Annotated in this window: 18 protein-coding genes; 10 read left to right on the forward strand and 8 right to left on the reverse strand. The window is 74.1% G+C overall.

Going from position 1 to position 20,620, the window contains the following annotated elements; genetic code table 11:
* The first annotated feature begins 182 nt into the window (after positions 1 to 182).
* The 6 genes from BLT72_RS02955 to BLT72_RS02980 all read left to right on the forward strand — a co-directional run bounded on the left by BLT72_RS02955 (position 183) and on the right by BLT72_RS02980 (position 6,240).
* Positions 183 to 1,367, forward strand: coding sequence for a dipeptidase (locus tag BLT72_RS02955; protein WP_231930293.1), 1,185 nt, complete (start codon positions 183 to 185; stop codon positions 1,365 to 1,367).
* On the forward strand, positions 1,364 to 2,077 hold the full coding sequence (locus tag BLT72_RS02960; protein WP_091409944.1) for a copper homeostasis protein CutC: 714 nt from the start codon (positions 1,364 to 1,366) through the stop codon (positions 2,075 to 2,077). The genes BLT72_RS02955 and BLT72_RS02960 overlap by 4 nt, the downstream gene beginning before the upstream one ends.
* On the forward strand, positions 2,074 to 2,346 hold the full coding sequence (locus BLT72_RS02965; protein WP_091409947.1) for a DUF4031 domain-containing protein: 273 nt from the start codon (positions 2,074 to 2,076) through the stop codon (positions 2,344 to 2,346). The genes BLT72_RS02960 and BLT72_RS02965 overlap by 4 nt, the downstream gene beginning before the upstream one ends.
* 164 nt (positions 2,347 to 2,510) lie before the next feature.
* Complete coding sequence (locus tag BLT72_RS02970) at positions 2,511 to 4,205, forward strand: NAD(P)/FAD-dependent oxidoreductase (RefSeq protein ID WP_091409951.1); 1,695 nt, start codon at positions 2,511 to 2,513, stop codon at positions 4,203 to 4,205.
* A gap of 10 nt (positions 4,206 to 4,215) precedes the next feature.
* Positions 4,216 to 5,667 carry an ATP-binding protein gene (locus tag BLT72_RS02975; RefSeq protein WP_091409954.1) on the forward strand — a complete coding sequence of 484 codons (1,452 nt, stop codon included), beginning with the start codon at positions 4,216 to 4,218 and terminating at the stop codon, positions 5,665 to 5,667.
* 66 nt (positions 5,668 to 5,733) lie between these two features.
* Positions 5,734 to 6,240 carry a MarR family winged helix-turn-helix transcriptional regulator gene (locus tag BLT72_RS02980; RefSeq protein ID WP_172826012.1) on the forward strand — a complete coding sequence of 169 codons (507 nt, stop codon included), beginning with the start codon at positions 5,734 to 5,736 and terminating at the stop codon, positions 6,238 to 6,240.
* Positions 6,241 to 6,307: 67 nt separating this feature from the next.
* Here BLT72_RS02980 and BLT72_RS02985 read toward each other — a convergent pair whose 3' ends face one another.
* Positions 6,308 to 8,377 carry a HelD family protein gene (locus BLT72_RS02985; RefSeq protein WP_091409958.1) on the reverse strand — a complete coding sequence of 690 codons (2,070 nt, stop codon included), beginning with the start codon at positions 8,375 to 8,377 and terminating at the stop codon, positions 6,308 to 6,310.
* Between the two features lie 133 nt (positions 8,378 to 8,510).
* On the opposite strand from BLT72_RS02985, the gene BLT72_RS02990 reads away from it, so the two are divergent.
* Together BLT72_RS02990 and BLT72_RS02995 are read left to right on the forward strand one after the other, a co-directional pair.
* Positions 8,511 to 9,089 (forward strand): NUDIX hydrolase, encoded by a 579-nt coding sequence (locus BLT72_RS02990; protein WP_197677184.1) that lies wholly within the window; start codon positions 8,511 to 8,513, stop codon positions 9,087 to 9,089.
* A gap of 20 nt (positions 9,090 to 9,109) precedes the next feature.
* On the forward strand, positions 9,110 to 10,336 hold the full coding sequence (locus BLT72_RS02995; protein ID WP_091416574.1) for an MFS transporter: 1,227 nt from the start codon (positions 9,110 to 9,112) through the stop codon (positions 10,334 to 10,336).
* 15 nt (positions 10,337 to 10,351) lie between these two features.
* Here BLT72_RS02995 and BLT72_RS03000 read toward each other — a convergent pair whose 3' ends face one another.
* A complete protein-coding gene (locus BLT72_RS03000; protein ID WP_091409966.1) occupies positions 10,352 to 11,236 on the reverse strand; it encodes an NAD(P)H-hydrate dehydratase in 885 nt (294 codons plus the stop codon).
* Positions 11,217 to 11,960, reverse strand: a complete 744-nt coding sequence (locus BLT72_RS03005; protein WP_091409970.1) for a histidine phosphatase family protein — start codon at positions 11,958 to 11,960, stop codon at positions 11,217 to 11,219. The genes BLT72_RS03000 and BLT72_RS03005 overlap by 20 nt, the downstream gene beginning before the upstream one ends.
* Before the next feature lie 145 nt (positions 11,961 to 12,105).
* On the opposite strand from BLT72_RS03005, the gene BLT72_RS03010 reads away from it, so the two are divergent.
* On the forward strand, positions 12,106 to 13,116 hold the full coding sequence (locus BLT72_RS03010; RefSeq protein WP_091409974.1) for an aldo/keto reductase family protein: 1,011 nt from the start codon (positions 12,106 to 12,108) through the stop codon (positions 13,114 to 13,116).
* An 85-nt stretch (positions 13,117 to 13,201) separates the two neighbouring features.
* On the opposite strand, the gene BLT72_RS03015 is transcribed toward BLT72_RS03010, so the two are convergent.
* A complete protein-coding gene (locus tag BLT72_RS03015; RefSeq protein WP_091409977.1) occupies positions 13,202 to 13,690 on the reverse strand; it encodes a VOC family protein in 489 nt (162 codons plus the stop codon).
* A 129-nt stretch (positions 13,691 to 13,819) separates the two neighbouring features.
* Entirely contained in the window at positions 13,820 to 14,311 is a 492-nt protein-coding gene (locus tag BLT72_RS03020; protein WP_091409981.1) for a MarR family winged helix-turn-helix transcriptional regulator, read from the reverse strand.
* Positions 14,312 to 14,431: 120 nt separating this feature from the next.
* Between BLT72_RS03020 and BLT72_RS03025 the strand changes: the two genes are divergently transcribed.
* Positions 14,432 to 16,504, forward strand: a complete 2,073-nt coding sequence (locus BLT72_RS03025; RefSeq protein ID WP_197677185.1) for an MMPL family transporter — start codon at positions 14,432 to 14,434, stop codon at positions 16,502 to 16,504.
* Between the two features lie 6 nt (positions 16,505 to 16,510).
* Here the strand turns inward: BLT72_RS03025 and BLT72_RS03030 are convergent, their stop codons facing one another.
* The 3 genes from BLT72_RS03030 to BLT72_RS22045 form a co-directional block, all read right to left on the reverse strand.
* Positions 16,511 to 18,013 (reverse strand): SulP family inorganic anion transporter, encoded by a 1,503-nt coding sequence (locus BLT72_RS03030; protein ID WP_091409985.1) that lies wholly within the window; start codon positions 18,011 to 18,013, stop codon positions 16,511 to 16,513.
* 86 nt (positions 18,014 to 18,099) lie between these two features.
* Positions 18,100 to 19,761, reverse strand: a complete 1,662-nt coding sequence (locus tag BLT72_RS03035) for a DNA repair helicase XPB (protein WP_091409989.1) — start codon at positions 19,759 to 19,761, stop codon at positions 18,100 to 18,102.
* On the reverse strand, positions 19,761 to 20,606 hold the full coding sequence (locus BLT72_RS22045) for a hypothetical protein (protein ID WP_157720269.1): 846 nt from the start codon (positions 20,604 to 20,606) through the stop codon (positions 19,761 to 19,763). Before BLT72_RS22045 ends, BLT72_RS03035 begins: the two co-directional genes overlap by 1 nt.
* Positions 20,607 to 20,620 lie beyond the last annotated feature (14 nt).

Consider the following 20,620-nt stretch of genomic DNA (forward strand, 5'->3'; position numbering starts at 1 on the left):
GTCCAGCCCCACCCGCACCACCAGCACGACAGACCGAGAGGCGGTCCCCCGACGGGGGCCGCCTCTCGGCGTCTTCGAGGGCCTCACCCGGCGCCGCGACGAGCGACCGGTCGGCCGCCGCAGGGTCCCCGGGCCTGCCGCTAGGGTGCAGCCCAGGACGGTCGGGCAGGGAAGGGGTTCGCGTGAGCGCACTGCGTGTGGTGGACGGGCACAACGACCTGCCGTGGGCGATGCGGGGGGTGGGCTACGACTTCGACGCCGTCGACATCGCGCAGTCCCAGCCGCAGCTGCACACCGACCTGCCGCGGCTCCGTGCCGGCTCGCTCGGCGCCCAGTTCTGGTCGGTGTTCGTGCCCTGCTCGCTCCGCGGGGACGCCGCGGTCACGGCGACGCTGGAGCAGGTCGACGCCGTCTACGACATGGTGCAGCGCTACGTCTCCGACCTCGCCCTGGTGACCAGCGCCGACGGGCTGGCGGCCGTGCTGGACGACCCGTACCTGATCGGCAGCCTGCTGGGAGCCGAGGGCGGGCACTCGATCAACAACTCCCTCGGCGCGCTGCGCACGCTGTACCGGCTGGGCGTCCGCTACCTGACGCTGACCCACAACGAGAACACCGACTGGGCCGACTCGGCCACCGACGAGCCACGGCACGGCGGGCTCACCGCCTTCGGCCGCGAGGTGGTGGCCGAGATGAACCGGATGGGGATGCTCGTCGACCTCAGCCACGTCGCTCCGACGACGATGCGGCAGGCCATCGAGGCCAGCGAGGCGCCGGTCATCTTCAGCCACTCCTCGGCCCGCGCGGTCTGCGACCACCCGCGCAACGTGCCCGACGACGTGCTCGCCTCCCTGGCCGGCAACGGCGGCACCTGCATGATCACCTTCGTCCCGACCTTCGTCAGCCCGGCCGTCCGCGCCTGGGCGCTGGAGGCCGAGCAGGTCGCCCGCTCCGAGGGGCTGGACCCCCGCGACCTGACGGCGATGGACTCCTTCTGGGGCCGCTACGCCGTCCCCCGGCCCAGCTCCACGCTGGCCGACGTCGTCGCCCACCTGGAGCACGCGCGAGAGGTGGCGGGGATCGACCACCTCGGGCTCGGCGGCGACTACGACGGCGTCGGCGTGCTGCCCGAGGGCTTGGAGGACGTCTCCTGCTACCCGGCCCTGCTGGAGGCGCTGCGGGCGAAGTCCTGGTCCGAGGAGGACCTCGCGAAGCTGGCGTCGGGCAACATCGTCCGGACCTTCCACGACGCCGAGGCCGTCTCCTACCGGCTGCGCGACGAGCGGATGCCGTCGATCGCCACCCTCGCGTCCCTGGACGGGACCCCGGCCCCTCGACCGGGTCAGGGGGCGGGGAGCACGTCGTGAGCGGCCTGCTCGAGGTCATCGCCCGGCACGCCGCGGACGCGGAGCGGGCCGAGGCCGGGGGTGCGGACCGGGTGGAGCTCGTCGGCACGATGGAGCACGACGGGCTCTCGCCCGAGCCCCGGCTGGTCGAGCAGGTCCGGGCCGCCACCACGCTGCCCGTGCGGGCGATGCTGCGGCTGCGCGAGGGCTTCGGCACCGACGGCGGCGAGGTCGCCCACCTCAAGGGCCTGGTGTCGGCCTACGAGACCGCCGGGGCCGACGGGCTGGTGCTCGGCTTCCTCAACGCCCACACCGAGATCGACGTCGAGGTGGTCACCGAGGTGGTCGCCGACGCCCGTCCCGGCTGGACCTTCCACCGGGCGGTCGACTCCTGCATCTCCACCGACCGGGCCTGGCGGGAGCTCCGGAACCTGCCGGGCCTGGACCAGGTGCTGACCGCCGGCTCCGCGCGCGGGGTCAGCGAGGGCCTCGACGAGCTGGTGCAGCGGGCCCGGGGCGACGCGTTCGCGCGGGCGACGATCATGGCCGGCGGCGGGCTGCTCCCCGAGCACGTGCCGTGGCTGGCCCGGGCCGGAGTCCGCGCCTTCCACATCGGCTCGTCCGCCCGCCCGCTCGGCTCCTGGAAGGCCTACGTCGACCCCGACCTGGTCCGCACCTGGCGCACCCTGATCGACGAGCAGGTCGCCGACGTGCCCGCCGCCGGCCGGTGACCGTCCTCATCGACGCCCCCACCTGGCCCGGCCACGGCCGGCTCTGGTCGCACCTGGTCAGCGACACCTCCTACGAGGAGCTGCACACCTTCGCCGCCGGGATCGGACTGCCCCGGCGCGCCTTCGAGCGCGACCACTACGACGTCGTCGCCGAGCGCTTCGACGCCGCGGTGGCCGCCGGCGCGGTGCTGGTGCCCTCCCGGGAGATCGTCGCCCGCCTGCACGCCGCGGGCCTGCGCCGCCGGAAGGTGTCCCGGCTCGCCCGCTGAGGCCCTGTTCGCCCTCGGACGAAGGGGTCGCCGTCGGCTGGTCCGGGCGGGCAGGATGGGCTCGACTCGAGAAGGAGGTCAGCCGTGCTGTCGTGCGCGACCCCCGCCACCCTCCCGCTGACAGCGCCGCCCGCGGACCCCGACCACCCGACCGGAGAGCCGGCATGACCACGACCCGCCCGGACGGTGAGCCGCGCGAGCGCCTCGCCCGGCCGATCCTGCTGACCGTCGACGACGACCCGACCGTCTCCCGCGCCGTCGCCCGGGACCTGCGCCGCCAGTACGGCGCCGACTACCGGGTGATGCGGGCCGACTCCGGCCCCGAGGCCCTGGACCTGATCCGCGACGTGGTGCTCCGCGGGGAGCAGGTGGCCGTCATCCTGGCGGACTACCGGATGCCCCGGATGAACGGCGTCGAGTTCCTCGAGCAGGCGATGGACCTGGTGCCGCAGGCCCGCCGGGCCCTGCTGACGGCGTACGCCGACACCGACGCGGCGATCGCCGCGATCAACGTCGTCGACGTCGACCACTACCTGCTCAAGCCGTGGGAGCCGCCGGAGGAGAAGTTCTACCCGGTGGTCGACGAGCTGCTGGCCGCCTGGCTGCGCGAGGGCAAGCCCGCCGAGCACCGGACGAAGATCCTCGGCCACCCCTGGAACCCGGCGTCCTACGAGGTCCGGGACTTCCTGGCCCGCAACCTCGTGCCCTACACCTGGTTCCACGTCGACGAGGCCGACGGCCGCCGGCTGCTGGCCGCGGCCGGTGCCGAGGCCAGCCAGGCGCCGGTCGTCATCACCACCGAGGGCGCCGCCCTGGTGCAGCCGAGCCTGCAGGAGCTCGCGGCCGCCGTCGGGCTCAGCACCACCCCGCAGGCCGAGCTGTACGACGTCGTGATCGTCGGTGCCGGCCCCGCCGGCCTCGGCGCCGCCGTCTACGCCGCCTCCGAGGGCCTCAAGGCCGTCATGGTGGAGCGGGAGGCCGCGGGCGGGCAGGCCGGTCAGAGCTCGCGGATCGAGAACTACCTGGGCTTCCCGGACGGCGTCGCCGGCGGCCAGCTGACCGACCGGGCCCGTCGGCAGGCGCTGCGCTTCGGTGCCGAGCTGATCACGGCCCGCACGGTCACCGGGCTGGAGGTCAAGGGCCCGGCCCGCCAGGTCACCTTCGACGACGGCAGCTCGGTCCTCGCGCACGCGGTGGTGCTCGCCACCGGCGTCAGCTACCGCCACCTCGACGCGCCGGGCGCCGACGAGCTGGTCGGTCGCGGCGTGTACTACGGCTCCGCCTCCACCGAGGCGCCGGCCTGCGCCGGCGACCACGTCGTCATCGTCGGCGGGGCGAACTCCGCGGGCCAGGCCGCCGTCTTCTTCGCCCGGCACGCCGCGCGGGTGACGATCGCCGTCCGCGGCGACGGGCTGGAGCGCTCGATGTCCAGCTACCTCATCGACCAGATCGCGGCGATCGACAACATCGAGGTCCGCACCTGCACCACCGTCGCCCGCTGCGCCGGGGAGGACCGGCTGCAGCAGGTGACGTTGCGGCACGTCAGCGGCAGCGAGGAGGTCCTCGACGCCGGCCACCTGTTCGTGTTCATCGGCGCCGCCCCGCTGACCGCCTGGATGCCGCCGGAGCTGGTCCGCGACCCGGGCGGCTTCGTCGTCACGGGCCTCGAGCTGCTGCGCGGCGACGCGCCACCGCCCAGCTGGGACCTGTCCCGCGACCCCTACCTGCTGGAGTCGAGCATCCCCGGCGTCTTCGTGGCCGGCGACGTGCGCGCGCAGTCGGTGAAGCGGGTCGCGTCCGCCGTCGGGGAGGGTGCGCTGGCCGTCACCCTCGTCCACCGTTATCTGGCCGAGCAGTAGGGAGACCCCGATGACGTCCGACCCGACCTCCGTGCACCGGCTGACGCCCGACGAGCTGGCGACGCTGTTCCTGTTCGAGGCGCTGACGCCGGAGCAGCTGGACTGGCTGAGCGAGCGCGGCTCCACCGAGTCCCGGCCGGCCGGGGCGGTGCTGTTCGCCGAGGGTGACGAGGCCACCTGCTTCTACGTCCTGCTGGCCGGCACGATCACCCTGCAGCGCAACGTGGAGGGCACCCAGGTCGAGATCACCCGGACCGCCCAGCGGGGCGTCTACTCCGGTGCGACCCAGGCGTTCGTGCCCAGCACCGAGGCGCCGCGCTACCTCAACTCGGTCGTCGCCGTCACCGACGCCGAGTTCTGGGTGATCGACGCCGCGGTGTTCGGCCCGCAGATCCGCGTCTGGTTCCCGATGGCCATGCACATGCTCGAGGGCGTGACGATCGGCTACCGCTCCAGCCAGGCGATCATCGGGCAGCGCGAGCGGCTGCTGTCCCTCGGCCGGCTGTCGGCCGGGCTGACCCACGAGCTGAACAACCCGGCGGCCGCCGCCGTCCGGGCCACGGCGGCGCTGCGCGAGCGGGTCAGCAAGATGCGCGGCAAGCTCGCCCACCTGGCCACCTCCGACGTCGACCCGAAGGCCCTGGTCGCCCTGACCGAGCTGCAGGAGGTCGCCGTCGAGCGGATGGTCAAGGCGGAGAAGCTGTCGCCCCTGGAGGTGGGCGACGCGGAGGACGCGCTCAGCGACTGGCTGGACGACCACGGCGTCAGCAACGCCTGGGACCTGGCCCCGACGCTGGTCGCCGCCGGGGTGGGGACGGACTGGCTGGACGAGATCGCCGACACCATGCCGCCCGAGCAGCTGCCCGACGGCATCCACTGGGTGACCTACGCGCTGGACACCGAGCAGCTGATGGGGGAGATCGAGGACTCCACCCACCGGATCTCCGCCCTCGTCGGCGCGGCCAAGCAGTACTCGCAGATGGACCGGGCCGCCTACGCCGACATCGACGTCCGGGACGGGCTGATCAGCACCCTGGTGATGCTGGGCCACAAGATCAAGGAGTCCGGGAAGATCACCGTGGTGAAGGAGCTGGACCCGGACCTGCCGACCATCCCCGCCCACCCGGCCGAGCTCAACCAGGTGTGGACCAACCTGATCGACAACGCGGTGCACGCCATGCCCGACGGGGGGACCCTGACCGTCCGCACCGCGCTCGACGGGGACCGGCTGCTGGTGGAGGTCGGCGACACCGGCGCCGGGATCCCGGAGGAGCTGCAGCAGCGGATCTTCGAGCCGTTCTTCACCACCAAGCCCGTCGGCGAGGGCACCGGACTGGGCCTCGACATCTCCTACCGGGTGGTCACCCAGCGGCACGGCGGCGACCTGCGGGTGGTCTCGCGGCCCGGCGACACGCGGTTCCAGGTCCGGCTGCCGCTGACCGCACCCGCCTCCGCCGGCTGACGGGGGACGCGGTACCGTTCCGCGGTCGCGGCGGCGGTACGCGCCTGGACGGTTTAGCCTGGGTCCATGGTGGCTAGTACTGATCTTCCCCCTGCGGCGACGGCGGTCGGCATCAGCCTGGACCAGCAGCTGTGCCTGGCGCTCTACACCGCCTCGCGCGCGATGACGGCACGCTACCGCGTCGCCCTGAGCCGGGTCGGTCTCACCTACCCGCAGTACCTCGTCATGCTGCTGCTGTGGGAGGAGGGGTCGTGCTCCGTCGGTGGCATCGGTCACCGGCTCAGCCTGGACTCGAGCACCCTCTCCCCGCTCCTCAAGCGGCTGCAGGCGATGGGTCTGGTGACCCGGACGCGGGCCGCGACCGACGAGCGGCTGATGATCATCGGCGTCACCCCGCGCGGTGCCGAGCTGGAGAGCGAGGCGGCGCAGGTGGCCGCCGAGATGGGCGCCGCCACCGGCCAGACCCCGGAGGAGTACCACGAGCTCACCGAGCAGCTCCGGGCCCTGACGGTCCGGCTCGAGGCCTCCACCGCCGAGGCCGTCGCCCGCGGCCCCGAGCCGCGCGTCTCCTGACCCCACCCGCTCGCTGAGCCGGCCCCCGTTCCCGTTCCCCCAGCCTGTCGAGGGACGTCGACGGGGCTCAGGCCGCGCTGGCGGTGGGGGCGTCGAGCTCCGCGGGCAGCGGCTCGCCGTGCACGACCACCAGCGAGCTGACCGCGCGGGTCAGGCAGACGTAGAGGCGGCGGAGACCGGTCACCCGGTCGGGCTCGCCGGCCACGATGCCGGCCGGCTCCAGCAGCACCACGTGGTCGAACTCCAGGCCCTTGGCCAGCGTCGCGGGCACCAGGTCCACCCGGCTCTCGAAGCCCTGGGCCTGCTCGCCGAGCAGCTCGAACACCACCCCGGCCCCGCTCAGCGCCGCGCGCAGGGCCGGCACCGTCGCGTCCGGGACGACCACCCCGACCGTGCCCTCGGACCGCAGGGCGTCGCCGACGGCTCGCGTCACGGCCGCCGCCGGGTCGGCTGACCGCCGCAGGTCCAGCTCACCGCGGGAGCGGCGGACCGAGTGCGGCGGGGTCAGCGAGGGCGCGATGTGGGGGAGCAGCCGGGCGGCGAAGTCGATCACCGCCCCGGGCACGCGGAACCCGGCGACCAGCTCCTCGACCACGGCGTCGGCCTGACCGAGGTGGCCCAGCGACTCCCGCCACGAGCGGGTGGCCCACGGCGTCGTCGCCTGGGCGAGGTCGCCCAGCACGGTGACCGAGCCGGTGGAGGCCCGCCGGCCGACGGCGCGCAGCATCATCGGGGACAGGTCCTGGGCCTCGTCGAGGACGACGTGACCGAGGCTCGGGGTGCGCTGCAGCAGGTCGGAGACCTCGTCGACCAGGACGACGTCGGCGAGGGTGAAGCGGGCCGCCGCGACCGTCCGCGCCGGCTTCGGCAGCCGCACCAGCCGTTGCTCGTCCGCGTCCAGCAGGCCGTCGGCGCACCGGGCGAGGAACTCGGCGTCCGTGAGCAGCCGGAGCACCAGCTTGGCCGCGTCGAGCGTGGGCCACAGCTGCTCGGCGTAGGCGCGGACCGGGCGGCTGCGGGCGACGGCGTTCTGCACGCGGTCGTCGGGGGAGTCGCCGGAGGCCTCCATCCGCAGCAGCACCTGGTGCGCCAGCCGCTGCGGCAGCATGGCCCGGCCGGCCTCGTACCGGACGCCCCGCTCCCGCAGCTCGCCCAGCATCTCCTCGGTCAGGTAGGCCCCGACCCGCCACTGGTAGGCGCCGCGCGGCACGACCAGCGCCTCGGTCGGGCGTCCCAGGTGGCCCCACACCGCGCGCCGCAGCACCTCAGCCATCCGGGCGTCGCCCTTGATGACGGCCGGCGGCGCCGCCTCGAGCCCGCGCACCGCGACGCCGGTGGCCCCGCTGACCAGGGAGCCGACGGTGGCCTGGGTGGCGTCGATCTCGCCGAGGGCGGGCAGCACGTCGGCGATGTAGGACAGGAAGCTGTCGTTCGGGCCGACGACCAGGACGCCGGAGCGGGCCAGCTGCTCGCGGTAGGCGTAGAGCAGGTACGCGGCGCGGTGGAGCCCGACGGCCGTCTTGCCGGTGCCGGGCGCACCCTGCACGCACAGCGACTGGTCGAGCCGGGCCCGGACGATGGTGTCCTGCTCGGGCTGGATGGTGGCGACGATGTCGCGCATGGGCCCGGTCCGCGGCCGCTCGATCTCGGACTCGAGGATCGCCGACGACGACGCGGCCACCTCGGCGGCGGGGGAGCGGACCAGGTCCTCGTCCTCGAAGGCGGTCAGCCGGCCGGAGGAGAACCCGAAGCGACGCCGGCGGCGCACGCGCATCGGCTCGCCCACCCGCGCCTGGTAGAACGGCAGCGCCATCCCGGCCCGCCAGTCGATGACCAGCGGCTCCCCGCCGGCCTCGCCGGTGACGTGCCGCCGACCGACGTAGAGGGTCTCGTCCCGCTCGGCTCCGAGGTCGGAGGCGTAGTCGAGCCGGCCGAAGAACAGGGGGACGGTCGGGTCGTCCTCGAGGGCCTTCATCCGGCGGTGCAGAACCTGCTTGAGGTGCTCGGTGGAGACGCGGTCGCCGCCCTGGGCGGTGAGGCCGGCGGTGTGCTCCCGCATCCGCTGGAGGGCGGTCCGGGAGTCGACGAGGTGCTGCTGCTCGGCGGTCAGGGTGGCGGACGGGGCGGGTGCGGGCACGCGGGAAGCTCCGATGCGAGTCGGCCGGGTGGGGGGAGCGGAGGGACAAACTACACCGGTCGTCCGCGGCCGGCGAGCGCTTTTCCCGCACCCCCTGCGCACGGCCGTGGGCCCGGGTTCCTACCCTGGGGCGGTGACCTCAGAGAAGCCGACCTCGGGTGAGACCGAGCGTTCCTACATCCCGGTCGAGAACCCGGCGGACCGTCCGCGGACGTCCCGGACGACGGTGCGGGTGCTGCTGACCAACCCCGCGGGGGACACGCTGCTGTTCGAGGACAGCGACCCCGGCCTCGACGACGCGCGCTGGTGGGTGACGCCGGGTGGGGGCATCGACCCGGGCGAGACCGAGACCGAGGCGGCCGTCCGCGAGGTCTGGGAGGAGACCGGCTACCGGCTGGACCCGGCCGACCTGCTGGGGCCGGTGGCCCGCCGGCACGTCGTGCACGGCTACTCCGACCGGGTGATCGAGCAGGACGAGTCCTTCTACCTGGCGCGGGTCGCCGAGTTCGAGGTGGACACGTCGGAGCACACCCCGGACGAGCAGCTGACCTTCCTGCGGCACCGCTGGTGGTCGACCGAGGAGCTGCGGGCGACCGACGACTGGGTCTGGCCGCACGAGCTGGTCGAGCTGCTGCACCTGGTGGACGAGCGCGACCGCTGGCCCGTCTCGCTCGGTACCCAGGAGGAGTCGACCGTCCTCGATGTGCACTGAGCACGTCGACGGGCGACGGGCTGCCCGCGGCCTACGGCGCCGGTGACCCGGCTGTCCGCCGCGCCTCCCTCGCCCTGTTCCTGGCCGGCGTCGCGGTGTTCGCCCTGCTCTACAGCACCCAGCCGCTGCTGCCGGAGCTCAGCCGCTGGTTCGGCGTCAGCGCCGCCGCGTCGACGTTGACGGTCAGCCTGACCACCCTCACGCTGGCCGTCGGGCTGCTGGTCGCCGGCCCGCTCTCGGAGCGGTTCGGCCGGACCCGGCTGGTGACCCTCAGCCTGGTCGCGGCCACCCTGCTCGGCGTCGCCTGCGCCGCGGCCCCGACCTGGGGCCTGCTGCTGGCCGCCCGCTCGGCGCAGGGGCTGGCGCTGGCCGGACTGCCCGCCGTCGCCGTCGCCTACCTGAACGAGGAGCTCGACGGCGCGGTCGCCGGGCAGGCCATCGGCCTCTACGTGGGCGGCAACGCCCTCGGCGGGATGGTCGGCCGGCTGCTGGCCGGCGCGCTCGCCGACCTCGGCGGGTGGCGTCTCGCCGTCGGCGGCATCGCGGTGCTGGGGGCGGCCTGCACCGCCGCCGTGGTCGTGCTGCTGCCGCCCTCGCGCCGCTTCGTGGCCGCCCAACCGGGCCTGGAGACCGTCGCCCGGAGTGCCCGCGCCGTGCTCACCGACCCGGTGCTGCTGGGCCTCTACCTGCTCGCGGCCCTGCTCATGGGCGCGTTCGTCGCCGTCTTCAACGCGCTGGGGTTCCGGCTGGAGGCGCCGCCGTACGCGCTCAGCGCCGCCCTGGCCGGGCTCGTCTTCCTGGTCTACGCCTTCGGCTCGGTCGCCTCCACCACGGCGGGACGGCTGGCGGACCGGCACGGGCGGCGGGCCGTCGTCCCCGTCGCCGTGGTCGTGATGCTGGCCGGGCTGCTGGGCACGGCGGCCAGCCCGCTGGTCCTCGTGGTGCTGGCCCTGGCGGTGATGACCGTCGGCTTCTTCGCGGCGCACGGGGTGGCCAGCGGCTGGGTGGCGGCCCGCGCCCGCGCCGGGGGCCGGGCCACCGCGCAGGCGGCGTCGACCTACCTCTTCGCCTACTACGTCGGCTCGTCGGTGGTCGGCGCCGCGGCCGGCCGGGCCTGGACCAGCAGCGGCTGGACCGGGGTGCTCGTCCTCACCGCCGCCCTGGTCGTGCTGGGCTGCGGCGTCGCGCTGCTGCTCGCGCGCAGCACCAGCCTGCTGCAGCCGGGCAACCCGCCCGTCGGCGGCTGAGGACGCGCCGCCGGCTCAGGCGCCGAGCTCGCTCATCACCACGGGCAGCTCGTCCAGCAGCTCGCGGGCCAGGAACCCGACGGTCCCGATCCGGGCCGCGAGCCGGTCGCCGGCGGCCGCGTGCACGTGGGTGGCCCAGCAGGTGGCCTGGTCGGGCTGCCCGGTGCGGCCCAGCAGACCGGTGACCGCGCCGACCAGCACGTCGCCGCTGCCGGAGGTGGCGAGGCCGCCGTTGCCGGCCCCCACCTTCCAGATCCGGCCCTCGGCGTCGGCGACGGTGCCGTAGCAGGTGACCACGGCCCCGTAGCGCGCCGCGATCTCGGCGATGTCGGCGTCCTCGTCCTCGACGTCACGGCCGAGCAGCCGGCCGGCCTCCTGCCCGTTGGGCGTCAGCACGAGCCGCCCGCGGACCGGGTCGAGGGCGTCGAGCATCCCCGGCAGCACGCCGAGGGCGTAGGCGTCGAGCACGAGCCACGTCTCCTCACCCAGCAGGGGGATGGCCGTCCTGATCAGCCGGGCCGTCTCCTCGGGGTGGTCGAGGCCGACGCCGATGGTGACGACGTCGGAGGAGCCCAGGGCGTCGGCGATGGCGTCGAGGTCGCCGCCCAGCACGGTGCCGCGCTCGTCCTGGGGCAGCCCGACGACGCCGGCCTCCGGCGTGGCGACCGCGAGCGGGACGGCGGCGGAGGACGCGACGGCCAGGGTCAGGTGGCCGGCGCCCACGCGGAGCGCCCCGAGCCCGGCGAGCTGCACGGCGCCCGGGGTGCTGGCGGCGCCGCCGACGATGAGCACCTGCCCGCGGCCGTACTTGGAACCGGCGGCGTCGGGCAGCGGCCAGGAGCGGAGCAGGCCGGGGGTGACCTCGCGGGGGGTGCCCGGCTCAGGTCTGGGGTCGGACACGGGAGTCTCCCTGGTGCTGGGTGACCGGCGCGTCGGACGCGTCGAGGTGCGAGACGTCGTTGAACAGCCGGACCTGCCAGCCGCCGTCCGGTGCGCGGCCGAGGTGGGTGATGGACACGTTCTTCACCGGGGTGGTCGCCCCGATGTCGAGGATCTGGTGCTCGTCGAGGCCCTCGCAGACGTAGCGGAAGCAGAGCACGAGGGCGTCGTGGCAGAAGACGACGACGCGGCTGCCGTCGGGCAGGCCGTCGAGGTCGCGGAGGAAGCTGCGGACGCGCAGGACGACGTCGGCCCAGGACTCCCCGCCGGGTGGGCGGTGGTAGAACTTCCCGAGCCAGCGGCGGCGCTCGGCCTCGCCGGGGAAGCGGTTGACCACGCCCTTCCAGGTGAGCAGGTCCAGCACGCCCAGCTCGCGGTCGCGCAGCCGTTCGTCCAGCCGCACGGGGACCTCGCCGGCACCGGCCGCGGCCAGGCTGAGCTCGGCCGTCTGCCGGGCGCGGACGTAGGTGGAGGACCAGAGCAGGGTGGGGACGTCGTCGCCCAGCAACGCCTCCAGGCCGCGGCCGAGGGCCTGGGACTGCTCACGGCCCACCTCGGACAGCTCCACGTCGGCGTCGCGGGCGCCGACGTCGATCACCTCGGCGTCCTCGGCGTAGGCGCGGGCGGCCGCGGCGTTGCCGAGGCTCTCCCCGTGGCGGATGACGACCAGCTCGGCGACAGCCATAGGCCCTTCCTGCAGTACGTGGCCGGGAGGTACCCGGTGCGGGGCCACGCTAACGGGGACCGCTGGCACTCCGGCCGGGCGGGCTGCTGAACCGATTCAGGGCCACCGCGAGGAGCGCGGGGACGGGCGGTCTAGGTTGGCCTCCATGGACTTCCGCTACCTCGGCAACTCCGGACTCAAGATCTCGGAGATCACCTACGGCAACTGGCTCACCCACGGCTCCCAGCTCGAGAACGAGCAGGCGCACGCCTGCGTCAAGGCCTCCCTCGAGGCCGGCATCACCACCTTCGACACCGCTGACGTCTACGCCAACACCAAGGCCGAGACCGTGCTGGGCGAGGCGCTGAAGGGTGAGCGCCGCGAGTCGCTGGAGATCTTCACCAAGGTCTTCGGCCCGACCGGGCCGAAGGGCCACAACGACCTCGGCCTCTCGCGCAAGCACATCTCGGAGTCGATCAACGCCTCCCTGACGCGGCTGCAGACCGACTACGTCGACCTCTACCAGGCACACCGCTACGACTACGAGACGCCCCTCGAGGAGACGATGCAGGCGTTCGCCGACCTCGTCCGCGCGGGCAAGGTGCTCTACCTCGGCGTCAGCGAGTGGACGGCCGAGCAGATGCGCGAGGCGGCCGTGCTCGCGAAGGACCTCGGCGTCCAGCTGATCTCCAACCAGCCGCAGTACTCCATGCTGTGGCGGGTCATCGAGGGCGAGGTCGTGCCCGCGTCGAAGGAGCTCGGCATCTCCCAGGTGGTCTGGTCCCCGATCGCGCAGGGCGTGCTGACCGGCAAGTACGTGCCCGGCCAGGACCTGCCGGAGGGCTCCCGCGCCACCGACGACAAGGGCGGCGCCAACATGATCGCCCGCTGGATGAAGGACGACGTGCTGGAGCGCGTGCAGCAGCTGAAGCCGCTCGCCGAGGAGGCCGGGCTGTCGATGGCGCAGCTGGCCATCGCGTGGGTGCTGCAGAACGAGAACGTCGCCACGGCGATCATCGGCGCCTCGCGGCCCGAGCAGGTCTTCGACAACGTCAAGGCTGCCGGCGTCACGCTGGAGCCGGAGCTGCTGGGCAAGATCGACGACGTCCTCGGCGACGCCGTCGTGAGCGACCCCGCGAAGACGCTGGAGAGCTCGCCGAAGACCCGGGAGGCCTGACCTCAGCCCCCCGGCCGAGCGGAGCGGGTGGACCCGTGGTGAGCACACGCACCACGCGTCCACGCGCTCCCGGCCGGGCGGGAGGTCAGGAGGCGGGGACCGGCTCCGCGGCGGCCTCGATGGCGGCGATGTCGATCCGGCGCATCTGGAGCATCGCCTGCATGGCGCGGCCGGCCCGTGCGGGGTCGGCGTCGGTCATCAGCTCGGTGAGCCGGCGGGGGACGACCTGCCAGGACAGCCCGAACCGGTCCTTGAGCCACCCGCACACGCTCTCCTCGCCACCGTCGGCGATCAGGGCGTCCCAGTAGTGGTCGGTCTCGGCCTGGTCGGCGGTGTCGATCTGGAACGAGACCGCCTCGTCGAAGTGGAACTGCGGACCGCCGTTGAGGCCGGTGAAGCGGACGCCGTCCAGCTCGAACTCCACGGTGAGCGCCTCGCCGGGGGTGGCGGAGGGGGTGCCTTCTGGCGCCGGGTTGACGCTGAGCACGCGTGAGTTCGGGAACACGGAGACGTAGAAGCGGGCGGCTTCCTCGGCCTGACCGGCGAACCACAGGCACGGGGTGATGGCGGGCATGGTCTGCTCCTCTGCGGTAGGTGTGGGAGTGGAGACCACGGGGCGGCCGCGAACTCATCGCCCTTCGACGAGCTCAGGACGCGGGACGGGGCTCAGGACGCGGGACGGGGCTCAGGACGCGGGACGGGCTCAGGACGCGGGAGGGCCGTCCTCGAGGCTCCGCCGGTGCTCGGCCATCGCCTCGGCCATCGTCCGCATGAAGTCCTCGATCAGCTCGAGCTGCTGCTCGTCGTAACGCGCCATCGAGGCGTCCACCCGGGCCCCGAGCGGACCGAAGAACTCGATCCCGAGCTCCTCCCCGGTGGCGTCCTGGTGCAGCCGCACCTGGCGCCGGTCGTGGGCGTCGGGCACCCGGCGGACGTGCCCGGCCCGCACCAGCCGGTCGACCGTGCCGGTCACCGCCCCGGAGGTCACGTTGAGCACCTGCCGCAGGGTGCCCGGGGTGGCGGGCTCGCCCTGGCGCTCCGCGTTGAGGATCAGCACCAGGGCCTGCAGGTCGGTGGGGTGCATGCCGTGCGTCTTGGCGAAGACGTCGACGACGCGGCTGGCCTCCGCCCCGTAGCGGCGGAGGTGGTCCACGACCAGCGCGCGCAGGTGCTCCAGCCGTGCGGTGTCCGCCATGGCGCTGCTCCTCTCTTGCGGACCGGGCTCCGGGTGCTTAATCTCTTAGTCACTAAGACTATCGCTGAACGAGAGAGTTGGTCCGTCGTGCACCGCTTCTGGGCAGGTATAGCAGCACTGGTGACCGGACGACGCTCGGTGTGGGCGGTGCTGGCGCTGGCGGTCGTGAGCAGTGGCCTGGTCATCGGGCTGAGCCCGGGGCTGGAGGTGAACGACGACCCGACCGCGGGGCTGCCCGCGTCGGCGCAGTCCACCGCGGTCGCGGAGCTGCAGCAGCAGCTGCCGTCCGGCCAGCTCGACCCGGCGCTCGTGGTCTACAGCCGTCCCGGCGGGACGCTGACCGAGGCCGACGTCGCCGCCATCGCGGCCCAGGGCGCGGACCTGGGCCCGCTGGCCCTGGACGGCCGGGTCTCGCCGCCGCAGGTGTCCCCGGACCGGACGGCCGCCCTGGTGGCGGTCCCGCTGTCGGGGGAGGTCACGGGGAAGGAGAACAGCACCCGGGTGGCGGACATCCGCGCCGTGGTCCGCGCCGGCCTGCCGGACGGCGTGCTGGCCCAGGTGACGGGCGGCGCCGGCTTCAGCGCCGACATCTCGGCCGCCTTCGACGGCGCGAACCTCACCCTGCTGGCCACCACCGCCAGCGTGGTGGCGCTGCTGCTCGTCCTGACCTACCGCAGCCCGGTGCTGTGGATCCTGGCGCTGGCCGTGGTGGGCGCGGCCGACCAGGTCGTGGCGTCCCTCGTGGGCCTCGTCTCCCAGGGCAGCTCCATCCCCTTCGACGAGTCGACCACCGGCATCGTCTCGGTGCTCGTCTTCGGCGCGGGCACCGACTACGCGCTGCTGCTGATCGCCCGCTACCGGGAGGAGCTGCAGCGCACGGAGGACCGGCGCCAGGCCATGCGCGACGCCGTCACGGGCGCCGGTCCGGCGATCGCGGCCTCGGGCACCACGGTGGTGCTGGCCCTGCTCACCCTGCTGGCCGCCGCCTTCGGCGGCACCCGGGCGATCGGCGTCGCCGGCGCCATCGGCATCGCGGTGGCCCTGCTGTTCGGGCTCGTGGTGCTGCCGGCGGCGCTGGTGGTCTGCCCTCGCGGGCTGTTCTGGCCGCTGGTGCCGCGGGTCGGCGCCACCCGCGGCCGCGGGCGGGTCTGGCGCCGGATCGGCGAGGCCACCGCGCGCCGGCCGTGGCCGGTGATCGCGGCGTCGGTGGTGCTGCTCGTCGGGCTCAGCGCCGGCACCCTGACGACGGGCTACGGGCTGAGCCAGGAGGACACCTTCCGCACCCGCGCCGAGTCCGTCGAGGGCCTGCAGACGCTGTCGGCGTCCTTCCCCGCCGGGGTGGTCTCGCCGGTCGTCGTGATGACCACGCCCGACCGGGCGGACGCCATGGTGACCGCGACCCGGGCGGTGCCCGGCGTGGCCGACGCCGGCCGCGGGGAGTCCACGGCGTCGCTGGCGGAGGTCGACGTGGTGATCACCGCCGAGCCGGACACCGCGGCCAGCTACGACACCGTCCGCGCCCTCCGGACGGCGTCGGCGACGGTGGACCCGGGCGCCGTGGTCGGCGGCAGCGTCGCCACCAGCCTGGACGCCCGGGACGCCTCCCTGCGGGACCTGCGGGTGATCACGCCGCTCATCCTGCTGGTCGTGGCCCTCGTGCTGGTCGCCCTGCTGCGGGCGCTGGTCGCGCCGCTGGTGCTGATCTTGACGGTGGTCCTCAGCTTCTTCGCCGCCCTCGGCGCGGGCAGCCTCGCCTTCACCCTCGTCTTCGACTTCCCGGCGCTGGACTACCAGGTGCCGCTGCTGGCCTTCCTGTTCCTGGTGGCGCTGGGTGTCGACTACAACATCTTCCTGGTCTCCCGGGCGCAGGAGGAGTCCCTCCGGCACGGCACCCGCGCCGGGGTCGTCGAGGCCCTGGCGGTGACCGGCGGGGTGATCACCAGCGCGGGGATCCTGCTCGCCGCGGTGTTCACGGTGCTCGGGGTGCTGCCGGTCATCGTGCTCACCGAGATCGGCATCATCGTCGGGCTCGGGGTGCTGCTGGACACCCTGCTGGTCCGGACGGTGCTGGTGCCGGCCCTCGTGCACCTGCTCGGGGACCGGTTCTGGTGGCCGCGACGGCTGCCCCGGCACGCCGACGCCCCGGTGGCCGCCGAGCCGGCCGAGGTCACGCCGCGGCGCGCCCTGGTCTAGCCGGGCTCAGGCGCCGAGCCGGCCCGAGAGGCGGGCGTGGAACGCGGTGCTGCGCTCGTCCAGACCCACGATCTGGGCGTGCACGCCGTGGTCGCGGAACTTGGTCTCGACGGCGTCCAGCGCCGCGACCGTGGAGGCGTCCCAGACCTGGGCCTGGTGGAGGTCCACCACCGCCACGGACGGGTCGTCGGCGTAGGAGAACCGCTCGACGAGGTCGTTGCTGCTGCCGAAGAACAGCGGGCCGACGACCTCGTAGCGCACCGAGGTCCCGTCCTCGCTGACCGTGCGCTCGACGTCGATGACGTGGGCGACGCGGCGGGCGAACAGCACCATGGCCAGCACCACCCCGACCGCGACGCCCACCGCGAGGTTGCCCGTCGCCACGGTCACGATCACCGTCACGACCATCACCGCCGTCTCCGGCAGGGGCATCCGCCGGAGCGTCCCCGGGGCCACGCTGTGCCAGCTGACGGTGCTGAGCGCGACGACCATCATCACCGCGGCCAGCGCCACCATGGGGATCCGCGCGATGACGCTGCTCAGCCCGGTGACGACGGCGAGGAGGAACAGCCCGGCCACGACGGTGGAGACGCGGGTGCGGGCGCGGCCGATCTTCACGTTGACGATGGTCTGGCCGATCATGGCGCAGCCGGCGATCCCGCCCCAGAACCCCGCGGCGACGTTTGCGACGCCCAGCGCCCAGGACTCGCGGCCCTTGGCCGAGCGGGTGTCGGTGAGGTCGTCGACGAGCTTGGCGGTGAGCAGGCTCTCCAGCAGGCCGACGAAGGCGACGCTGAGGGCGGTCGGCCAGACGATCTGCAGCGTCTCGAGGCTGAGCGGGACCGTGAACGGGGTGAGCCCGGGCAGCGAGCCCGTCAGCGGGCCCTCGCCGCCCACGTCCGGCACGGTCAGCCCGGCCAGCACCACGATCAAGGTGACCACGACGATGGCCACCAGCGGCGCGGGCACGGCGGTCGTCAGCCGGGGCAGCAGCACGACGACGGCGATGGTCAGGGCGAACAGCGGGTAGACCACCCACGGCACGCCCACGAGGTGCGGCACCTGCGCGGCGAAGATGAGGATGCCGAGGGCGTTGACGAAGCCGATCATCACCGAGCGCGGCACGAAGCGCATCAGCCGGGCCAGGCCGGCGAGGCCGAAGACGACCTGCACGACGCCGGCGAGCACCACCGCCGGCAGCACGTACCCGACGCCGTGGTCCTGCACCAGCGGGGCGATCACCAGCGCGACCGACCCGGCGGCCGCGGTGACCATCGCGGGCCGGCCGCCCAGCACCGACATGGTCAGGGCCAGCACGATGGAGGCCACCAGGCTGACGACGGGGTCGACGCCGGCGATGACCGAGAAGGAGATCACCTCGGGCACCAGGGCCAGGGTGGTCACCACGCCCGCGAGCGCCTCGCGGGTGAGGAGCCGGGGGTCCCGGAGCACGTCGCGCACCGTGACGCGCGCGGCAGGGGCGGAGGACGCGGGCGGCGTCGGGGTCATCGTGGTCGCTCTCGGCAGGTCGGGTGGTCGGGGCCGCGCCGCGGCGGTGAGCCTCGCCGTCGGCCCCGCCGGGGGTTCCGGGCGGGTCAGTCGGCGGCGACGGCGTCCTCGGCGTCCATGATCCGGTAGCCGTAGCCCTGCTCGGCCAGGAAGCGCTGCCGGTGGGCCGCGAACTCGGCGTCGACCGTGTCCCGGGCGACGACGGCGTAGAACCGCGCCGTCACCCCGTCAGCCTTGGGCCGGAGCAGCCGGCCCAGCCGCTGCGCCTCCTCCTGCCGCGAGCCGAAGGCGCCCGACACCTGGATGGCCACCTGGGCGGTCGGCAGGTCGATGGAGAAGTTCGCCACCTTGCTGACCACCAGCAGGTCGATCTCGCCGGAGCGGAACTCCTCGTACAGCTTCTCCCGCTGCCGGACGGTGGTGTCGCCCTTGATCAGCGGGGCGCCGAGCCGCTGCGCCAGCTCGTCCAGCTGGTCGACGTACTGGCCGATCACCAGCGTCGGGACTCCCTTGTGCTTGGCCACCAGGTCGACGACGACCTCGGTCTTGGAGTCCGCCGTCGAGGCCAGCCGGTACTTCACGTCCGCCTCGGCGACGGCGTAGGTCATCCGCTCGTGCTCGGTGAGCGTCACCCGGACCTCGACGCAGTCGGCCGGCGCGATGTAGCCCTGCGCCTCGATGTCCTTCCAGGGGGCGTCGAACCGCTTGGGCCCGATCAGGGAGAACACGTCACCCTCGCGACCGTCCTCGCGGACCAGCGTGGCGGTCAGGCCGAGCCGCCGGCGCGCCTGCAGGTCGGCGGTCATCCGGAACACCGGCGCGGGCAGCAGGTGCACCTCGTCGTAGATGATCAGCCCCCAGTCGCGGGCGTCGAAGAGCTCGAGGTGCGGGTGCACGCCACCGCGCTTGGTGGTGATGACCTGGTAGGTGGCGATGGTGACCGGCCGGATCTCCTTCTTGGCGCCGGAGTACTCCCCGATCTCCTCCGCCGTCAGGGTCGTCCGCTTGATCAGCTCGTCGCGCCACTGCCGGGCCGAGACGGTGTTGGTGACCAGGATCAGCGTCGTCGCCTGCGCCTTGGCCATGGCGGCCGCGCCGACGATGGTCTTCCCGGCGCCGCAGGGCAGCACCACCACGCCCGAGCCGCCGTGCCAGAAGCCCTCGGCCGCCTGGCCCTGGTAGGGCCGCAGGTCCCAGCCGGTCTGGTCGAGCTCGATGGCGTGCGCCTCGCCGTCGACGTAGCCGGCCAGGTCCTCCGCCGGCCAGCCGAGCTTGAGCAGCACCTGCTTGAGGTGGCCGCGCTCGGACGGGTGCACCACGACGGTGTCCGCGTCCACCTCCGCCCCGACCAGCCCCTTCACCTTGGCGCTGCGCAGCACCTCGGTGAGGACCGGGCGGTCGGTGCTGACCAGCACCAGGCCGTGCGTGGGGTGCTTCTCGATCCGCAGCCGGCCGTAGCGGTCCATGGTGTCGGCCACGTCCACCAGCAGCGCGTTCGGCACCGGGTAGCGGCTGTAGGTGAGCAGGGTGTCGACCACCTGCTCGGCGTCGTGCCCGGCGGCGCGGGCGTTCCACAGTCCCAGCGGCGTCAGCCGGTAGGTGTGGATGTGCTCGGGCGCGCGCTCCAGCTCGGCGAAGGGTGCGATCGCGATCCGGCAGGCGGCCGCGTCGGGGTGGTCGACCTCCAGCAGCAGCGTCCGGTCGGACTGCACGACCAGCGGGCCGGCGCCGACAGCTCCGGGGGGCATCAGTTCTCCTCGTCGGTGGGGGTGGCGAGCGGCTCGGCGTCGCCGGGCACGTCCTCCCCCTGGGGCTCGTCGTCCTGGCTCGGGGCCGTGGTGGTCGCCGAGGGCTGCGGGGTGGGCTCGGGCGTCGGCACCGGGGTGGGCGCCGTCTCCGAGGGCTCGGGGGTCGGGGTGGGCTCGGGGGTCGGTCCGGGCGTCGGCCGGGCGACCAGCAGGTTCGGCGAGCTCGGGCTCTCGTTGCCGGCCGCGTCCACGGCCCGGACCTGGACGATGTGGTCGCGGGCGTCGTCGTTGAACCACCGGACGGTGGCCGAGGTGTCCGGCGTGCTGGCGACCTGGTAGCCGTTCAGGACCACCTTGTACTCGACGACGCCGACGTTGTCCGCCGCGGCGGGCCAGCGCAGGGTCAGCCGGCTGGGGGTGACGGTGGCGCTGGTGATGTCGGCGACGGGCTCGGGGGCCTCGTCGTCCCGCGGTGCGGCCGGGTCGAAGGCGGTCGCGCCGGTGCGGGACGGCCGGGGCCGCGGGGCGGCGGTGGTCGACGGTTCGGCCGGCCCCGCGTCCGCGGCGCGGTCGTCGAGCGGGCTGGGGGCGGGTCCCGAGGTCGCGTCGTCGGCGGCCGGCGGCGCGCTGGCGCTCGGGCGGGGCGCCGCGCCGGTGCTGGCGCTGGTGGGGACGGCGACCTCGCGGACGACGGTGCCGGAGGGTCGGGCCGTGGGCTGGTCCTGCTGGCGCGGGACCGCCGTCTGGTGCGGTGAGCGGGCGATGCCCGGCACGAGGTACAGGCTCGCGACCCCGAGTGCGCAGACGCCGAAGACGAGGAGGCGTCTCACGGTCACGTCATGCACCGGGTCAGTCTAGT

It is taken from the genome of Friedmanniella luteola (assembly GCF_900105065.1).
Taxonomy (GTDB): Bacteria; Actinomycetota; Actinomycetes; order Propionibacteriales; family Propionibacteriaceae; genus Microlunatus; species Microlunatus luteolus.